This window comes from Streptomyces spinosus (assembly GCF_020400655.1).
Classification (GTDB): domain Bacteria; phylum Actinomycetota; class Actinomycetes; order Streptomycetales; family Streptomycetaceae; genus Streptomyces; species Streptomyces argyrophylli.
On the sequence record NZ_JAINRC010000027.1, the window covers coordinates 41524 to 57047 of the forward strand.

Sequence of the window (15524 nt, forward strand, 5' to 3'; positions counted from 1 at the left end):
GCAGACATGATCGAGGACGGCACCGGACTTCTCACCATCGGCGAGCTGGCCCGCGCCACCGGACTGGGTGTGCGCACCATCCGCTACTGGTCCGACGCCGGGGTGCTCACCCCGGTGACCCGGTCGGCCGGCGGTTACCGGCTCTACGACGCCGAGAGCGCCGCACGCCTGGAGCTGATCCGCACCCTGCGCGAACTGGGCCTCGGCCTGGCGGACGTGCGCGCGGTGCTGGCCGGCGAGCGGACCGTGGCCCAGGTCGCGGCCACCCACGCGGCGGCGCTGGACGCGCAGATCCGGTCGCTGGGGGTGACCCGGGCGGTGCTGTCCGCCGTAGCGCGACGCGGTGCGACCGCTGAGGAGATGACACTGGTGAACAAGCTGGCCCGACTGTCCGCCGCCGAACGGCAGCGGATCATGGAGGAGTTCGTGGCGGAGGCGCTGCACGGGCTCGACACCGTGGACCCGGACGTCCGGGAACGGATGCGGCGCACGGCCGTCCACCTTGCGGAGGACCCCACGCCCGAGGAGGTGGACGCCTGGGTGGAGCTGGCCGAGATGCTCCAGGACCCCGCGTTCCGGGCGCAGATGCGCCGGGCCGTCGAGTTCAACGCGGCCGACCGGCGGCCCGGCGAGCCGCGGGGACGGTCGCTGTGGTTCGCCAGGCGGCTCGTGGAGCTGGTGGCGCCGGTCCGCGAGCGCGGCGTCGACCCCACCGGACCCGGCGCGGAGGAGGTGCTGGACGAACTGTTCGGCGACGCCGACCGGGGCGAGGCACTGGAGCGCATGACGGCCGGCTTCGACGAGCGTGTGGCCCGCTACCGGGAGCTGGTCGCCGTGGTGAACCGGCAGCCCGCGCCACCGCACGCCGAGGACTTCGCCTGGGTGGTCGCCGCACTGCGCTTTCGTGCGGGCCGTTAACCTGACCAGCGTCAGTACGCCAGCACGGCATGAGAAACACGAACAAAAGGGGCGGATCGGTGGCGGACATCGAGGAAGCACGCAAGCAGTTCCAGCGGATCGACGCGGACGGTGACGGATTCATCACCGCAGCGGAGTTCAAGTCCGCCCTCGCGCAGCAGGGTGACTGGAACGTCACCGAGACGGTCGCGGAGGCCGTCATCAAGACCCGCGACCTCAACGGCGACAAGGTGCTGTCGTTCGACGAGTTCTGGGCCTACCTGAGCAAGTGACCCGTCGGCGACAGGGGGTGCCCGCGCCGAGCGGCCCGGGCACCCCCTTCGTCATGCCGTCACGCCGTCATGCCGTCACGGCGCCGCGTCCCGCGCCGGATCCGCACGCTCCAGCGCCCCTCGTGCCGCTCCAGCGTCAACGGCAGGTCGAAGCACTTGCCGACCTGGTCACCGGTGAGCACCGACGCGACCGGCCCCGAGGCCAGCACCCGTCCGTCGCGCAGCAGCACGGCGTGCGTGGTGCCCGCCGGCAGCTCCTCCAGGTGATGGGTGACCAGCACCGTCGCCAGCGCCGGATGAGCCGCCCGCAGGTCCTCCAGCGCATCGATCAGCTGTTCCCGGCCGGGCAGGTCCAGGCCGGTCGCCGGCTCGTCCAGGAGCAGCAGCCGCGGCTCGGGCATCAGCGCCCGCGCGATCAGCGTCCGGCCGCGCTGCCCCTGCGAGAGCGTCGGCCACCGGGCGTCCCGCAGCGCCCCCAGCCCCAGTGTGGCCAGCAGCGCCTCGGCCCGCTCCGTCTGCTCCGGGGTGGGACGCCACCGGGGGACCGGTTCGACCGAGTTCGTCGCCCCCGTGAGCACGACGTCCCGCACTCGCAGCGGCGAGGTCAGCGGATGGCGCGGGTCGACGTGCCCGACCAGGGTCCGCAACTCGCGCAGGTCCACCCGGCCCAGCCGGTGTCCGAGCACCTCCACCGCGCCCCGGGTCGGATGGACCAGCGCGCCGAGCAGCCCCAGCAGCGTGGACTTGCCCGCCCCGTTGGCGCCGAGCAGCGCCCAGTGCTCACCGGCCCGGACGGTCAGCGAGACCTCCTGGAGGATGGCCCGCCCGTCCCGGACGACGTGCACGTCCTCGGCGCGCAGCACCTCCGTCGTCGCCTTCGTCATCGCGCCGCCCGGTTCACCGCGGACGGCACCGTGCGCGCGGCGGCCGACCGGTTCTCCCGGGCGCGGCGGGCGGGCCCGGCCCGGCCCTCGCCGAGCGCGTCCTGGTGGGTGCCGGAGAACACCGTGCGTACGGCGTCGACGTCGCCGGGGCCGGCCATGGGGCCGGCCTCCTGGGCGCGGAGATCGAGGGCGAGGGTCACCAGGCCGACGTTACCGGTGCGCTCACCGTCGCCGAACGGGCAGCCCCCCGCCCGGGGTCTCCGGGTGCCGCGGCCGTTGTGCGGATGCCCCGAGAGGATCGCGCGGCGGCACCGGCCGGGCAGCCGTCACCCGTTCGGCGCACGGCGCGGAATAGGCCCGGACCCGGCTGGGTTGAGCGGAGAACATCCCATGCATGCGCATAGACCATCCGGAGGGTCAGCCATGAAGATCGGCATCATCGGCGCGGGGAACATCGGCGGCAACCTCACCCGGCGGCTCACCGCCCTCGGCCATGACGTCTCCGTCGCCAACTCCCGCGGCCCCGAGACGCTCCGTGACCTGGCGGAGGAGACCGGCGCGACCCCCGTCCGGGCGGAGGAGGCCGCCAAGGGCGCCCAGGTCGTGGTCGTCACCGTGCCGCTGAAGGCGGTCCCGGACCTGCCCGCCGGCCTGCTCGACGGCGCGGCCGAGGGCGTCGCGGTGATCGACACCGGCAACTACTACCCGCAGCAGCGGGACGGCCGGATCGCGGCCATCGAGGACGAGGGCCTCACCGAGAGCCGCTGGACCGAGCAGCACCTCGGCCACCCGGTGGTCAAGGCGTTCAACGGCACCTACGCCCAGGACATCCTGGACCGGCCGCGCCCCGCGGGCGACCCCGAGCGCATGGCCCTCCCGGTCGCCGGCGACGACGAGGCGGCCAAGCAGGCCGTCCGCGACCTGATCGACGAACTCGGCTTCGACACCGTCGACGCCGGCACCATCGCCGACTCCTGGCGCCAGCAGCCCGGTACCCCCGTCTACGGCCTGCGCGCCGGCGCGGAAGCGGTGCGCAAGGCCCTCGCGGAGGCGTCCCCGGAGCGCCCTGCGGACTTCCGGGGCTGACCCCGGCGAGACGGGAGGGGCCACGAACCCGTCAGGCGCTCGTGGCCCACTCCTTCAGCGCCGCCTTGCTCGCGAAGTCCGCCACGTCCTTGTCGTGGGGTTCGCTGGTGTACTGGTGGAACCGCCACCTGGCCTCGATCCGGGGCTTTCCGGCGGTGACGTAGTCGGCGATCCACAGCCCGTCCCCGGCGTAGGAGGTGGTGTCGACGTTCAGCCAGAAGTGGCGGTTGCAGTAGAGCACCACCCGGTTGTCCGGCCGCAGTTCCTTCAGCTTGCGGATGAAGCGGTCCTTCTCCGCGTTGCTCGCGTGGGTGCCGTCGCCGGTGGTCTCCCAGTCGACGGCGAGGAGATCACCGCGGCGGTCCGGGGCGTGACTGAGGAAGTACTCGGCCTGGGCGGTGAGGTTGCCGGGCCACAGGAAGTGGTAGAAGCCGACGACCAGGCCCGCGTCACGGCCGTGGCCGGCCTGGGCCGCGAGTCTGGGATTGACGTACGAACGGCCTTCCGTCGCCTTGATGAAGACGAAGGAGAGACCGCTCGTCGCGTAGGAGGAGGACTGGTAGGCGCTCACGTCGATGCCATGCAGCATGTGAAGGTTGTCCCCCGTGGGCGCCGCCCCGGAACCTCAGCTTCGGGTGGTCACCGAACTCAGTACGGAGGCGGACTTCGCCGACCAGTCCGAGGTGATCAGACTGGCGTGGTTCTTGGCCAGCAGGGCGAGGCGCGCGGCGACTTCGGCGTCCGTCGGGCTGGTGGAGGAGATGGCCGGTGACACGTTGTGGGCGTCGGTGGTGATGAGGATGTAGTGGTTGGCGGAGTAGAACGAGGTGTCGTAGCCGTTGTCGACGTACGTCGCCGCGTCGCCGTCGAAGAACACGAACCAGGGGCGGATCGAGGCGTCGTAGCGGCTGGTGCGCGGGTCGCCGTTCGCCGCGCCGAGGACGACGGGGAAGGCCTGGGCCGCCGAGATGTTCCCGGCCGCCTTCAGGTCGCGCAGGTGGTCGCCGTACTCCTCGTCCGTCCAGTAGCTGTCGAACGGGTTGGACTGCTCCACCGTGCCCGGGATCAGGTCGAAGACGAACTTGCCCTTCAGGGCGTCCCGGGCGGGCCAGGCGTTGGCCTTCGCGGCCTCGTCCAGCGTGCCGTACGTCCCGCCGAGCAGGTCGGCCGGCTTGTAGACGCTGCCGCCCAGCCGCTGCGCGACGAGCGTGTCGAACTCGTCCGGTCCGAGGCCCGCCTTGTCGTTGAAGCCGACCTTCATCTCGACCTTGACGACGATCGGCGGGTGGTCGGGGTGGAGCTGGTTCCAGGCGGCCATGTTGTCCAGGCAGCTGCCGAGGTCCTGGTTGCGGCTCTTGCCGTACAGCTCGCCCGGGGTCTTCGCCGCCTCGCAGTTGTTGTCGTTGCCCAGCGGGTTGCTGTGGCTGACCCGCCAGCGGTGGCTGATGCTGTCGACGTAGACGTCCAGTTCCAGCAGCGAGGCGCCGGAGTCCAGCGCCTGGGCGAAGTAGGCGTACTTGGCCTTGTCGTACGCGTTGTGCGTGCCGATCGCCGTCGTCTCGGAGAACTTCGGCGACGCCGCGTGCGCGTTGCCCGGCACCATCGCCAACAAAGCGGCGGCCCCCACGAGCGCCGCCAGCCGTCTCATCCCGCGTATCACCGAACTCCCTTTCGCTGACGTCGAGTTGGCGGCAGCGTAGGGCCAATCGGTTACTGTGCGGTAGCCCTTGAGGGAACATCAGAAGCGGGGCGGCGGCGCGTGGCGCGGGCTCCGGCCGGACATGACACCGCCGCCCCGTCCGGTGGGCGGGGCGGCGGTGTGCGGGGTGGGGGGGAGGCGGCGGGGCCGGGCGGGTGCCCGTCACGGCGCGACGGGCTTCACCGCACGGTGGGACCGGGTGGGCGGGTCAGCACTCGATGATGTTCACGGCCAGCCCGCCCCGGGCCGTCTCCTTGTACTTCACGCTCATGTCCGCGCCGGTGTCCTTCATCGTCTTGATGACCTTGTCCAGGGACACCTTGTGGGAGCCGTCGCCGCGCATCGCCATCTTCGCGGCCGTGACCGCCTTCACCGCGGCCATGCCGTTGCGCTCGATGCACGGGATCTGGACCAGACCGCCCACCGGGTCGCAGGTCAGGCCGAGGTTGTGCTCCATGCCGATCTCGGCCGCGTTCTCCACCTGCTCGGGGGAGCCGCCGAGCACCTCGGCGAGCGCGCCCGCCGCCATGGAGCAGGCGGAGCCCACCTCGCCCTGGCAGCCGACCTCGGCGCCGGAGATGGAGGCGTTCTCCTTGAAGAGCATGCCGATCGCGCCGGCGGCCAGCAGGAAGCGGACCACGCCGTCCTCGTCGGCGCCGGGCACGAAGTTGATGTAGTAGTGCAGGACCGCCGGGATGATGCCGGCCGCTCCGTTCGTGGGCGCGGTCACCACACGGCCGCCCGCCGCGTTCTCCTCGTTCACCGCCATCGCGTAGAGCGTGATCCACTCCATGGCGTGCGCCAGCGGGTCGCCCTCGGCGCGCAGCTGGCGGGCGGAGACGGCGGCGCGGCGGCGTACCTTCAGACCGCCCGGCAGGATGCCCTCGCGGGACATGCCCCGCTGCACGCACTCGCGCATCACCCGCCAGATCTCCAGCAGGCCCGCGCGGATCTCCTCCTCGGTGCGCCAGGCCCGCTCGTTCTCCAGCATCAGCGAGGAGATCGACAGGCCCGTCTCCCTGGTCAGGCGCAGCAGCTCGTCGCCCGTGCGGAACGGGTACTTCAGGACCGTGTCGTCCAGCTTGATCCGGTCCGCGCCCACCGCGTCCTCGTCGACGACGAAGCCGCCGCCCACCGAGTAGTACGTCTTGGTGAGCAGCTCCTTGCCGTCTGCGTCGTAGGCCCACAGCGTCATGCCGTTGGCGTGGTACGGCAGGGCCTTGCGGCGGTGCAGCACCAGGTCCCGGTCGAAGTCGAAGGCGATCTCGTGCTCGCCCAGGAGCCGGATCCGTCCCTCCGCCTTGATGGCCTCCACGCGCGCGTCCGCCGTCTCCACGTCCACCGTGCGCGGTGAGTCGCCGGTCAGGCCGAGCAGGACGGCCTTGGGGGTGCCGTGGCCGTGCCCGGTCGCGCCCAGGGAGCCGTACAGCTCCGTGCGGACGGCGGCGGCCTGCTCCAGGAGGCCTTCGTTGCGCAGGCGGCGGGCGAACATCCGTGCCGCGCGCATCGGGCCGACCGTGTGGGAGCTGGACGGGCCGATGCCGATCGAGAACAGGTCGAAGACCGAGATGGCCACGGTCACTCCTCAAGACAGCAGGGGGGTGGTGGGGCACCCTCGGCGGGTGCCCCACCGGGGACTTACTTGTTCAGGCCCGGGTACAGCGGGTGCTTGTCGGCGAGCGCCTTCACGCGCGCCTTCAGGGCCTCGGCGTCGTAGGACGGCTTCAGCGCCTCGGCGATCACGTCCGCGACCTCGGCGAAGTCCTCGGCCGTGAAGCCGCGGGTCGCCAGGGCCGGCGTACCGATGCGCAGACCCGAGGTGACCATCGGCGGCCGCGGGTCGTTCGGGACGGCGTTGCGGTTGACCGTGATGCCGACCTCGTGGAGCCGGTCCTCGGCCTGCTGCCCGTCCAGCTCGGACGCGCGCAGGTCCACCAGGATCAGGTGCACGTCCGTGCCGCCGGACAGCACGTTCACGCCGGCCTCGCGGGCGTCCGGGGCCGTCAGGCGCTCGGCGAGGATGCGGGCACCCTCCACCGTACGACGCTGGCGCTCCTTGAAGTCCTCCGAGGCCGCGACCTTGAACGACACCGCTTTGGCCGCGATCACGTGCTCCAGGGGGCCGCCCTGGAAGCCCGGGAAGACGGACGAGTTCAGCTTCTTCGCGAAGTCCTTCCTGGCGAGGATGATGCCGCCGCGGGGGCCGCCCAGCGTCTTGTGGGTGGTGGAGGTGACCACGTCGGCGTACGGCACCGGGTTCTCGTGCAGACCGGCCGCGACCAGGCCCGCGAAGTGCGCCATGTCGACCCACAGGTAGGCGCCGGCCTCGTCGGCGATCCGGCGGAACCCGGCGAAGTCCAGCTGCCGCGGGTACGCCGACCAGCCCGCGATGATCACCTTGGGGCGGTGCTCCTTGGCGAGCCGCTCGACCTCGGCCATGTCGACCAGGCCGGTCTCGGCGTCCACGTGGTAGGCGACCACGTCGAACTGCTTGCCGGAGAAGTTCAGCCGCATCCCGTGGGTCAGGTGGCCGCCGTGCGCCAGGTCCAGGCCGAGGATGGTGTCCCCGGGCTGGGCCAGCGCGAAGAGGGCCGCCTGGTTCGCGGAGGCGCCGGAGTGGGGCTGCACGTTGGCGTACTCCGCGCCGAACAGCTCCTTGACCCGGTCGATGGCGATCTGCTCGGCGACGTCGACGTGCTCGCAGCCGCCGTAGTAGCGGCGGCCCGGGTAGCCCTCGGCGTACTTGTTCGTCAGGACCGAGCCCTGCGCCTCCATCACCGCGAGCGGCGCGAAGTTCTCGGAGGCGATCATCTCCAGGGTCGACTGCTGGCGGCGCAGCTCGGCGTCGACCGCGGCGGCGATCTCCGGGTCCAGCTCGTGCAGAGGCGTGTTCAGGACAGTCATACGGCTACGACTCCTCAGCCGGCGGAAAAGGCGGTGTACTCGTCGGCGGAGAGCAGGTCGGCCGGCTCCTCGGTGACGCGTACCTTGAACAGCCAGCCACCCTCGAAGGGGGCGGAGTTCACCAGCGACGGGTCGTTGACGACGTCCTCGTTGACCTCGGTGACCTCGCCGGTGACCGGCGAGTACAGGTCGGACACCGACTTCGTTGACTCCAGCTCTCCGCAGGTCTCGCCCGCGGACACCGTGGAGCCGGCCTCGGGGAGCTGGACGAAGACGACGTCACCGAGCGCGTTGGCCGCGTGCTCCGTGATGCCGACCGTCGCGACGCCGTCCTCGGCGGCCGACAGCCACTCGTGCTCCTTGCTGTAGCGCAGCTGCTGGGGGTTGCTCATGGCCTGAATTCTCCTGTACACGCGAGGGTGCTGATGACGGGGGACTGCGGAAACCGCTGGTGAGCGGGCGAATGTGCGCAGCGTCACGCCCCGGCCACGGGACCGGGGCCCCGGCGGGCGCGACCGCGCCCAGTGTCTACTTCCGGCGCTTGTAGAACGGCAGCGCCACGACCTGGTACGGCTCGTGGGTGCCCCGGATGTCCACGCCGACGCCCTCGGTGCCCGGCGCCGCGTGCGCCGCGTCGACGTAGGCCATGGCGATCGGCTTGCCCAGGGTGGGGGAGGGGGCGCCGGAGGTGACCTCGCCGATCACCTCGCCGCCGGCGACGACGGCGTACCCGGCGCGCGGCACCCGGCGGCCCTCGGCGACCAGGCCGACCAGGACCCGCGGCGGGTTCTCCTGGGCCCGCGCGGCGGCCTCGGTGAGCGCCTCGCGCCCGACGAAGTCGCCCTCCTTCTCGAACTTGACCACACGGCCGAGCCCGGCGTCGAACGGGGTGAGGGAGGTGGTCAGTTCGTGCCCGTACAGCGGCATGCCCGCCTCCAGGCGCAGCGTGTCCCGGCAGGACAGCCCGCACGGGACCAGGCCCGCGCCCTCGCCCGCCTTGGTCAGCGCCTGCCACAGCTCGACGGCGTGCTCCGGCGCGACGAACAGCTCGAAGCCGTCCTCGCCGGTGTAACCCGTGCGGGCGATCAGCGCCGGGACGCCGGCGACCGTGCCCGGCAGGCCGGCGTAGTACTTCAGGCCGTCGAGGTCGGCGTCGGTGAGGGACTTCAGGATGCCGGGGGACTCCGGGCCCTGCACGGCGATCAGCGCGTAGGCGTCCCGGTCGTCGCGGACCTCGGCGTCGAAGCCCTCGGCGCGCTCCGTCAGCGCGTCCAGCACCACCTGGGCGTTGGAGGCGTTGGCCACGACCATGTACTCGGTCTCGGCGAGGCGGTAGACGATCAGGTCGTCCAGGATGCCGCCGTCGGTCCGGCAGATCATCGTGTAGCGGGCGCGGCCGACGCCGACGGAGGCGATGTCGCCGACCAGGGCGTGGTTCAGGAACGCGGCGGCCTGGTCGCCGGTGACGGTGATCTCGCCCATGTGGGAGAGGTCGAAGAGACCGGCCCTGTTCCGCACCGCGAGGTGCTCGTCGCGCTCGGAGCCGTAGCGCAGGGGCATGTCCCAGCCGGCGAAGTCGGTCATCGTCGCACCGAGCGCGCGATGCACGGCATCGAGCGCGGTGTGGCGGAGTTCAGTGCTGCTCATCGGACGGTCGTCTCCCAAGGCGAGCGGACAGGCGAGGAACGTTCCTCCCCATCTGTCATCGGAACCTGAGAGGTTCGCCACGACCGCCACAGGGACGATCACGGCTTGCACCGTGGGTGGAGCCACTGACACAGCGGCCCGCTTTTCAGATGTGCCTCGCCCGCGCGGTAACGGGGCCTGAGAGATTCAAGGGAGGGACTTGCTCCTTCGGCGTCCCAGCCGGGGGCTGGGAACTCTCCCGCGCGGATTCAAGCGGCCGGTATGCAGTTGGCGGCCTCATCATTGCACGCCGCTCCCCGCCCATCCAGAGCGTGCTCCTTGTGACCGGGCTGTGGCAGAACGCACACGAACCGCCTACCGTTGCCCATTACCTTCTCTTTACACAGAACGGGCATGGGGATGACCGAGCCCCCTGGGGAGGACGATCACGGTGAACAGGACATCGGCCTACGCCACCGACGCCGGCATCGCGGTGCCGGGACAGCCTTCCGCCGCGGCCCGCGCGCGCCGCGCGGACCGCCCCGCCCCGGTCGTCCGCGACCTGCGCGACCGCGCGGGCCGCAGCCCGCACGCCCTGCTCTTCGGCCCCCGCGACCTGGTGGTGATCACCGGCCTGCCCGGCAGCGGCAAGTCCACCCTGATGCACCGCGCGGTCACCGGCCACCGCGTCGACTCCCAGGACACCCGCGACCGCTGGGACGCCCGCGTTCCCCGCTCCGTCCCCTACGCGCTGTACCGCCCCCTGGTCCGCCTCGCCCACTACGCCGCCCTGCGCAGGGCGCTGCGCACCGGCGAGGGCGTCGTCGTGCACGACTGCGGCACCCAGCGCTGGGTGCGCGCCTGGCTGGCCCGCGAGGCCCGGCGCCGCGGCGCCACCCTGCACCTGCTCCTCCTCGACGTCAGCCCCGAGACCGCCCGGGCGGGCCAGCGCGAGCGCGGCCGGGGCGTCTCCCGCTACGCCTTCCGCCGCCACCGCCGTACGACCGGCCGGCTGCTGCGCGCGGTGGAGAAGGGGGAGCTGCCCGCCGGCTGCGGCGCGGCGGTGCTGCTGGACCGGGACGCGGCGGACGTCCTCGGCCGGGTGGGCTTCGCGCGGTGAGGCACTGTCACAGCCACCCGCTAGCCTTCTTGCTCCCAGCAGTGGTTCCCAGCAGGCGGTAGGCACATGGACTTCCCGGCGGACGTTCCCGCGGACTTCCCGGCACAGGCGCACCCCCACCCGCACGGCGGTTGGCCCGGCAACGAGCTGGAGGAGGTGCTGTCGGCCTCCCTCGGCATCCCCTCGGCGGGCGGCCGGATCATCGAGGTCCTCGGCCGCAGCTTCCTGTGGATACCGCTGCCCAACGGCGGGGGCCCGCACAGCGGCCCGCTGGACCTGCCGACGATGGAGATCGACGGCCAGGTGTACGTCCCGGTGTTCAGCTCCGAGGAGCAGCTGCGCCAGGCGACCGGTTCCCACATGTCGTACACCATCGCGCCCGCCGTGGAGTTCGCGCGCGGCCTGCCGCCGCAGGCGGGCATCGCGGTGAACCCGGGCGGTGTGGTCGGTATCCCGCTGCCGCCCGACGCCGTGGCCGAACTGTGCCGCGCCGGCCGCACCCCGCTCGACGGGCCCGGCACCGGCGGCCGGGTCCGCCTCTTCGAACCCGACTGGCAGGACGACCCGGTCGACTTCCTCGCCGCGGCCTCCGCCGAGTTCGCGGCCACCGGCGTGGTCCTCACCGCCCGCCGCTGCCTGGCCGCCATCGAGACGGCCGACCCGGTGATGTTCGTGGGCGTGGAACTCTCCCAGTGGGAGGGGGACGTCCGGAACCTGCCCCTGGACGCCCTCGGCCGGGCCCTCGGCACGGTCCCGGTCAAGTGGCCGGTCAACCTGATCCTCATGGACGTGGCCGAGGACCCGGTCTCGGACTGGCTGAAGACGCACGTCCGGCCCTTCTACCAGTACGGCCGCTGAACGCACCGGAAGAAAGCGGGGCCGCATCCGGTATGCGGTCCCGCCGCGGGGCGCGGCCGGCCACGGACGACCCGCACCGGCACACGAACCCGAGGCCCCGGGCCGCTGGGCGCTTAAGCTGTCTCCAAACGCGGGGCACGGAGTAGAAGGGCCGGTACAACAGGTGAGCGCGAGCCACAGCGGCAGCGTCGAGCACATGCTGCGCCAGGTCACCCCGGGACGCTACGACGCCTACGAGGCCCTGCTCCGCGCCCTCGCCACTCCCTCCTCCGGCCAGATCTGGATGCTCCTGTGGCACGGCCAGGCCGGCTCCCCGGACGCCCAGTACGGGGACATGGAGGTGGACGGCTGCCACTACGCCCCCTGCGTCACCTCCGCGCAGGAGTTGTCGGCCAGCGGCTGGAACCGTTCGTACGAAGTGGTCGACGGCCTGGACGTGGCGCGCACCCTCTACCCCGACCACTACGGCCTCTGGCTCAATCCGCACTCCCCGGGCGGCGGTGTCGGCATCCCCTGGCTGGATCTGCGCCGCATCGCCACCGGCCTGGACCGCCAGCCCGCCGGCCCGCTCCGCCTGTCGGAACCCGGCATCGAGATCCCGCAGTTCTACGCCCTGCTCGCGCAGAACGCGCACCGCACCCCCGCGCTGCGCTCCCTGCGCCGCGCCTGGGTCCAGCCCGCGCTCGGGGCGCCGTATCTGGCCATCGGCCTGGACGTGTACGAGACCTCGCCCGCCGCGGTCGACTCGGTGCGCGCGATGATGCAGCAGTCCATCGGCGCGGTCCCGGAGGGGCTGCCGGTCTCGACGGTCGCGATGACCGACGGCTACGACCCGGTGGTGATGTGGATGCGGGCCAACGCGCGCCCCTTCTACGACCGCGAGGCACACGCCCCCGCGCCGCAGCCGCAGCTTCAGGCGCCGGTCCCGCCGCAGGCCCCGGCCGGCGGGTACGGCTACCCGCCCGTACACGGCGGTTACTGACAACCGGGCGGTGCCGCGGGCTTTCTGAGTCCGGGTCGCAGATTTCACACGGGCGACACACTTCTGCGCGCGTAGACATCGCCCGATCGCCCCGAACCGCGTAGATTCGCCGTTCTGTCCCAACTGGCCCACGTCCGATGCCCGTTACCCACTGATCGGATAACGGAATCCCCTGGACTGCATCACGGTTGCGCATACATTCGCCGTCAGCTCTGGCGGGTGATCGCAAAGACGCTGAAGACTCCCGACTCAGACATGAGGTCGAGACCTCATGCTCGATGGCAAGTCGACAAAGCCGCAATCCGCGGCAGCGCAGGCCGGTCACCACCGGCGAGAGGGGTCGCTCACCGTGACCGCACCGATCGAGACCACCGGGGCGGCAGCCGAGGCACAGCCGGAGGCTGTGCTGGAGGGTGCCGGTAAGGGGCAGATCGAGGGTCGTTCCCTGGGCCAGATCGCCTGGACCCGGTTCAAGAAGGACAAGGTCGCCGTCGCGGGCGGCGTCATCGTGGTCCTGCTGATCCTCGTCGCGATCCTCTCGCGTCCCATCCAGGCCGCTTTCGGGCTCGACCCCAACGCCTTCAACCAGGACCTGATCAGCCCGGACACCTCGCTGCCGAAGGGCAGTTTCGGCGGCATCAGCGCGGATCACCCGCTCGGTGTGGACCCGAAGTTCGGCCGGGACATCGCCACCCGCGTCCTGGAGGGCTCCTGGGTGTCGCTGGTGGTCGCCTTCGGCGCCACGATCCTGTCCAACGTGATCGGCGCCATCATGGGCGTCATCGCGGGCTACTACGGCGGACGGGTGGACTCGATCATCAGCCGGCTGATGGACACGTTCCTCGCCTTCCCCCTCCTGCTGTTCGCCATCTCCATCTCCGCCACCCTCCAGGGCGGCGCGTTCGGCCTGGACGGTCTGCCGCTCCACCTGAGCGTGCTGATCTTCGTCATCGGCTTCTTCAACTGGCCCTACCTGGGCCGGATCGTCCGGGGCCAGACCCTCGCCCTGCGCGAGCGCGAGTTCGTCGACGCCTCCCGGGGCATGGGCGCCAAGGCCCCGTACATCCTGTTCCGGGAGCTGATGCCCAACCTGGTCGGCCCGATCATCGTCTACTCGACGCTGCTCATCCCGACCAACATCCTCTTCGAGGCGTCCCTGAGCTTCCTCGGCGTCGGCATCCAGCCCCCGCAGGCGTCCTGGGGCGGCATGCTCCGGGAGGCGGTCAACTTCTACCAGGTCGACCCGATGTTCATGATCGTTCCTGGTCTCGCCATCTTCATCACCGTCCTGGCGTTCAACCTGCTGGGTGACGGTCTCCGCGACGCTCTCGACCCGCGCAGCCGCTGACGCCTGCCGCGGAGAGCCCGTAAATTTTTCCGATCAATGGAGGGGAAAGCGCCCATCATGCGAAGGTCAGCGCTGGCCGCGATCGCGGCCATCGGCTCCGCCAGCCTGCTTCTTGCAGGTTGCAGCAAGGCCGATGACAACAAGAACGAGAACGGCACCAAGTCGGCCGGGGCCAACGCCGCGACCAAGGGCGTCGTCAACGCGTCGGACAAGAAGGGCGGCACGCTCACCTACGAGCTGTCCGACGTCCCGGACTCCTTCGACCCGGGCAACACGTACTACGCGTACATGTACAACCTCAGCCGGCTGTGGGCCCGCCCGCTGATGACCTTCAAGCCGGGCGCCGGCCAGGAGGGCAACGCCCTCGTCCCGGACCTCGCCGCGAGCAAGGGCGTCCCGAGCGACGGCGGCAAGACCTGGACGTACAAGCTGCGTTCGGGCCTGAAGTACGAGGACGGCTCGCCGATCACCTCGAAGGACGTCAAGTACGCCGTCGAGCGCTCGAACTTCGCGCGTGACGTGCTCTCCCTCGGCCCGAACTACTTCCAGCAGTTCCTGGCCGGCGGCGACAAGTACAAGGGCCCGTACAAGGACAAGAGCGACAAGGGCCTGTCCTCCATCCAGACGCCGGACGACACCACGATCGTCTTCCACCTGAAGCAGGCCTTCCAGGAGTTCGACTACCTGGTCGCCGCCCCGCAGACGGCCCCGGTGCCCAAGGCGAAGGACACGGGCGTCGACTACGTCAAGCACATCGTCTCCTCGGGCTCGTACAAGTTCCAGAGCTACGCGGAGGGCCAGCAGGCCGTCCTCGTCCGCAACGAGAACTGGGACGCGAAGACGGACCCGCTGCGCAAGCAGCTGCCGGACAAGATCGTCGTCAAGCTGAAGGTCAACCCGGAGACGATCGACAAGGACGTCCTCGCGGGCAACGCGATCGACCTCGGCGGCACGGGTGTCCAGGCCGCGACGCAGGCCCAGGTCATCACCGACCCGTCGAAGAAGGCCAACACGGACAACACCTACGGTGGCCGTCTGGTCTACATGGCGATCAACACCAAGGTCGCGCCGTTCGACAAGGTCGAGTGCCGCAAGGCCGTCCAGTACGCCATCGACAAGGTCTCGGTGCAGACCGCCGAGGGCGGCCCGATCCGCGGTGAGATCGCCTCCACGGTCCTCCCGCCGGACATCCCGGGCTACGCCAAGTCCGACGTCTACGCGACCACGGACAGCAAGGGTGACGCGGCCAAGGCCAAGGCGCAGCTCAAGGCCTGCGGCAAGTCCTCGATCTCGACGAACATCTCGGCCCGTTCGGACCGTCCGCAGGAGATCGACGCCGCCACGGCGATCATCAACTCGCTGAAGAAGGTCGGCATCAACGCCACCCTCAAGCAGTACCCGTCCGGCAAGTACTTCACCGACTACGCCGGCGTGCCGAAGTTCACCAAGAAGCAGAACATCGGCCTGGAGATGATGCAGTGGGGCGCCGACTGGCCCTCCGGCTACGGCTTCCTGCAGCAGATCCTGAACGGCAAGGCGATCAGCCAGTCCGGTAACACCAACCTGTCGCAGTACGACAACAAGGACGTCAACGCCCAGCTGTCGAAGGCGATCGGCACTCAGGACACCACCGAGCGCAACAGCCTCTACACGCAGATCGACAAGAAGGCCATGGACGACGCCGTGCTCGTCCCGCTGACCTACTTCAAGGTCCTGCTGGCCCGCCCGCAGAACTACACCAACCTGGTTTCCACGGCGGCCTTCAGCGGTCAGTACGACTACCTCAACATCGGCGTCGCGTCGAAGTAGCAGCCCCGGAAGGCAGGT

General features: G+C 70.9%; 16 protein-coding genes and 2 riboswitches. Of the genes, 8 read left to right on the top strand and 8 right to left on the bottom strand.

Annotation, left to right across the window (positions count from 1 at the left end; all coding sequences use genetic code 11):
• The first annotated feature begins 6 nt into the window (after positions 1-6).
• Complete coding sequence (locus LG395_RS36895) at positions 7-918, top strand: MerR family transcriptional regulator (protein WP_225813358.1); 912 nt, start codon at positions 7-9, stop codon at positions 916-918.
• A 59-nt stretch (positions 919-977) separates the two neighbouring features.
• Positions 978-1190 carry an EF-hand domain-containing protein gene (locus LG395_RS36900; RefSeq protein ID WP_014675107.1) on the top strand — a complete coding sequence of 71 codons (213 nt, stop codon included), beginning with the start codon at positions 978-980 and terminating at the stop codon, positions 1188-1190.
• A 59-nt stretch (positions 1191-1249) separates the two neighbouring features.
• Here LG395_RS36900 and LG395_RS36905 read toward each other — a convergent pair whose 3' ends face one another.
• On the bottom strand, positions 1250-2074 hold the full coding sequence (locus LG395_RS36905) for an ABC transporter ATP-binding protein (RefSeq protein WP_225813360.1): 825 nt from the start codon (positions 2072-2074) through the stop codon (positions 1250-1252).
• Positions 2071-2274, bottom strand: a complete 204-nt coding sequence (locus tag LG395_RS36910) for a hypothetical protein (RefSeq protein WP_308071480.1) — start codon at positions 2272-2274, stop codon at positions 2071-2073. Before LG395_RS36910 ends, LG395_RS36905 begins: the two co-directional genes overlap by 4 nt.
• Positions 2275-2497: 223 nt before the next feature.
• Here LG395_RS36910 and LG395_RS36915 point away from each other — a divergent pair, with 223 nt between their 5' ends.
• A complete protein-coding gene (locus tag LG395_RS36915) occupies positions 2498-3160 on the top strand; it encodes an NADPH-dependent F420 reductase (RefSeq protein ID WP_171152633.1) in 663 nt (220 codons plus the stop codon).
• A gap of 31 nt (positions 3161-3191) precedes the next feature.
• On the opposite strand, the gene LG395_RS36920 is transcribed toward LG395_RS36915, so the two are convergent.
• The 6 genes from LG395_RS36920 to gcvT all read right to left on the bottom strand — a co-directional run bounded on the left by LG395_RS36920 (position 3192) and on the right by gcvT (position 9410).
• On the bottom strand, positions 3192-3749 hold the full coding sequence (locus LG395_RS36920; RefSeq protein ID WP_171152632.1) for a glycoside hydrolase family 25 protein: 558 nt from the start codon (positions 3747-3749) through the stop codon (positions 3192-3194).
• Between the two features lie 36 nt (positions 3750-3785).
• Positions 3786-4817: a phosphatidylinositol-specific phospholipase C domain-containing protein gene (locus LG395_RS36925; protein ID WP_372463516.1), complete on the bottom strand. Its 1032-nt coding sequence runs from the start codon at positions 4815-4817 to the stop codon at positions 3786-3788.
• A gap of 250 nt (positions 4818-5067) precedes the next feature.
• Positions 5068-6435 (bottom strand): L-serine ammonia-lyase, encoded by a 1368-nt coding sequence (locus LG395_RS36930; protein WP_225813364.1) that lies wholly within the window; start codon positions 6433-6435, stop codon positions 5068-5070.
• Positions 6436-6497: 62 nt separating this feature from the next.
• A complete protein-coding gene (glyA, locus tag LG395_RS36935) occupies positions 6498-7763 on the bottom strand; it encodes a serine hydroxymethyltransferase (RefSeq protein ID WP_171152628.1) in 1266 nt (421 codons plus the stop codon).
• Positions 7764-7777: 14 nt separating this feature from the next.
• On the bottom strand, positions 7778-8155 hold the full coding sequence (gene gcvH, locus LG395_RS36940) for a glycine cleavage system protein GcvH (protein ID WP_171152626.1): 378 nt from the start codon (positions 8153-8155) through the stop codon (positions 7778-7780).
• A gap of 136 nt (positions 8156-8291) precedes the next feature.
• Positions 8292-9410 carry a glycine cleavage system aminomethyltransferase GcvT gene (gene gcvT, locus LG395_RS36945; protein ID WP_225813365.1) on the bottom strand — a complete coding sequence of 373 codons (1119 nt, stop codon included), beginning with the start codon at positions 9408-9410 and terminating at the stop codon, positions 8292-8294.
• 42 nt (positions 9411-9452) lie between these two features.
• Positions 9453-9565: riboswitch (glycine riboswitch) on the bottom strand.
• Positions 9566-9661, bottom strand: a riboswitch (glycine riboswitch).
• Positions 9662-9840: 179 nt separating this feature from the next.
• On the opposite strand from gcvT, the gene LG395_RS36950 reads away from it, so the two are divergent.
• From LG395_RS36950 to LG395_RS36970, 5 genes are all read left to right on the top strand, one after another.
• Positions 9841-10509 carry an AAA family ATPase gene (locus tag LG395_RS36950; protein ID WP_171152622.1) on the top strand — a complete coding sequence of 223 codons (669 nt, stop codon included), beginning with the start codon at positions 9841-9843 and terminating at the stop codon, positions 10507-10509.
• A 66-nt stretch (positions 10510-10575) separates the two neighbouring features.
• The gene (locus LG395_RS36955; protein WP_171152620.1) at positions 10576-11367 is read left to right on the top strand and encodes an enhanced serine sensitivity protein SseB; all 792 of its coding nucleotides are present in this window, start codon (positions 10576-10578) and stop codon (positions 11365-11367) included.
• Positions 11368-11563: 196 nt separating this feature from the next.
• On the top strand, positions 11564-12349 hold the full coding sequence (locus LG395_RS36960; RefSeq protein WP_225813401.1) for an enhanced serine sensitivity protein SseB C-terminal domain-containing protein: 786 nt from the start codon (positions 11564-11566) through the stop codon (positions 12347-12349).
• 349 nt (positions 12350-12698) lie between these two features.
• Positions 12699-13697, top strand: coding sequence for an ABC transporter permease (locus LG395_RS36965; protein WP_171152618.1), 999 nt, complete (start codon positions 12699-12701; stop codon positions 13695-13697).
• Between the two features lie 57 nt (positions 13698-13754).
• Complete coding sequence (locus LG395_RS36970; protein ID WP_443743017.1) at positions 13755-15506, top strand: ABC transporter substrate-binding protein; 1752 nt, start codon at positions 13755-13757, stop codon at positions 15504-15506.
• Positions 15507-15524: the final 18 nt, after the last annotated feature.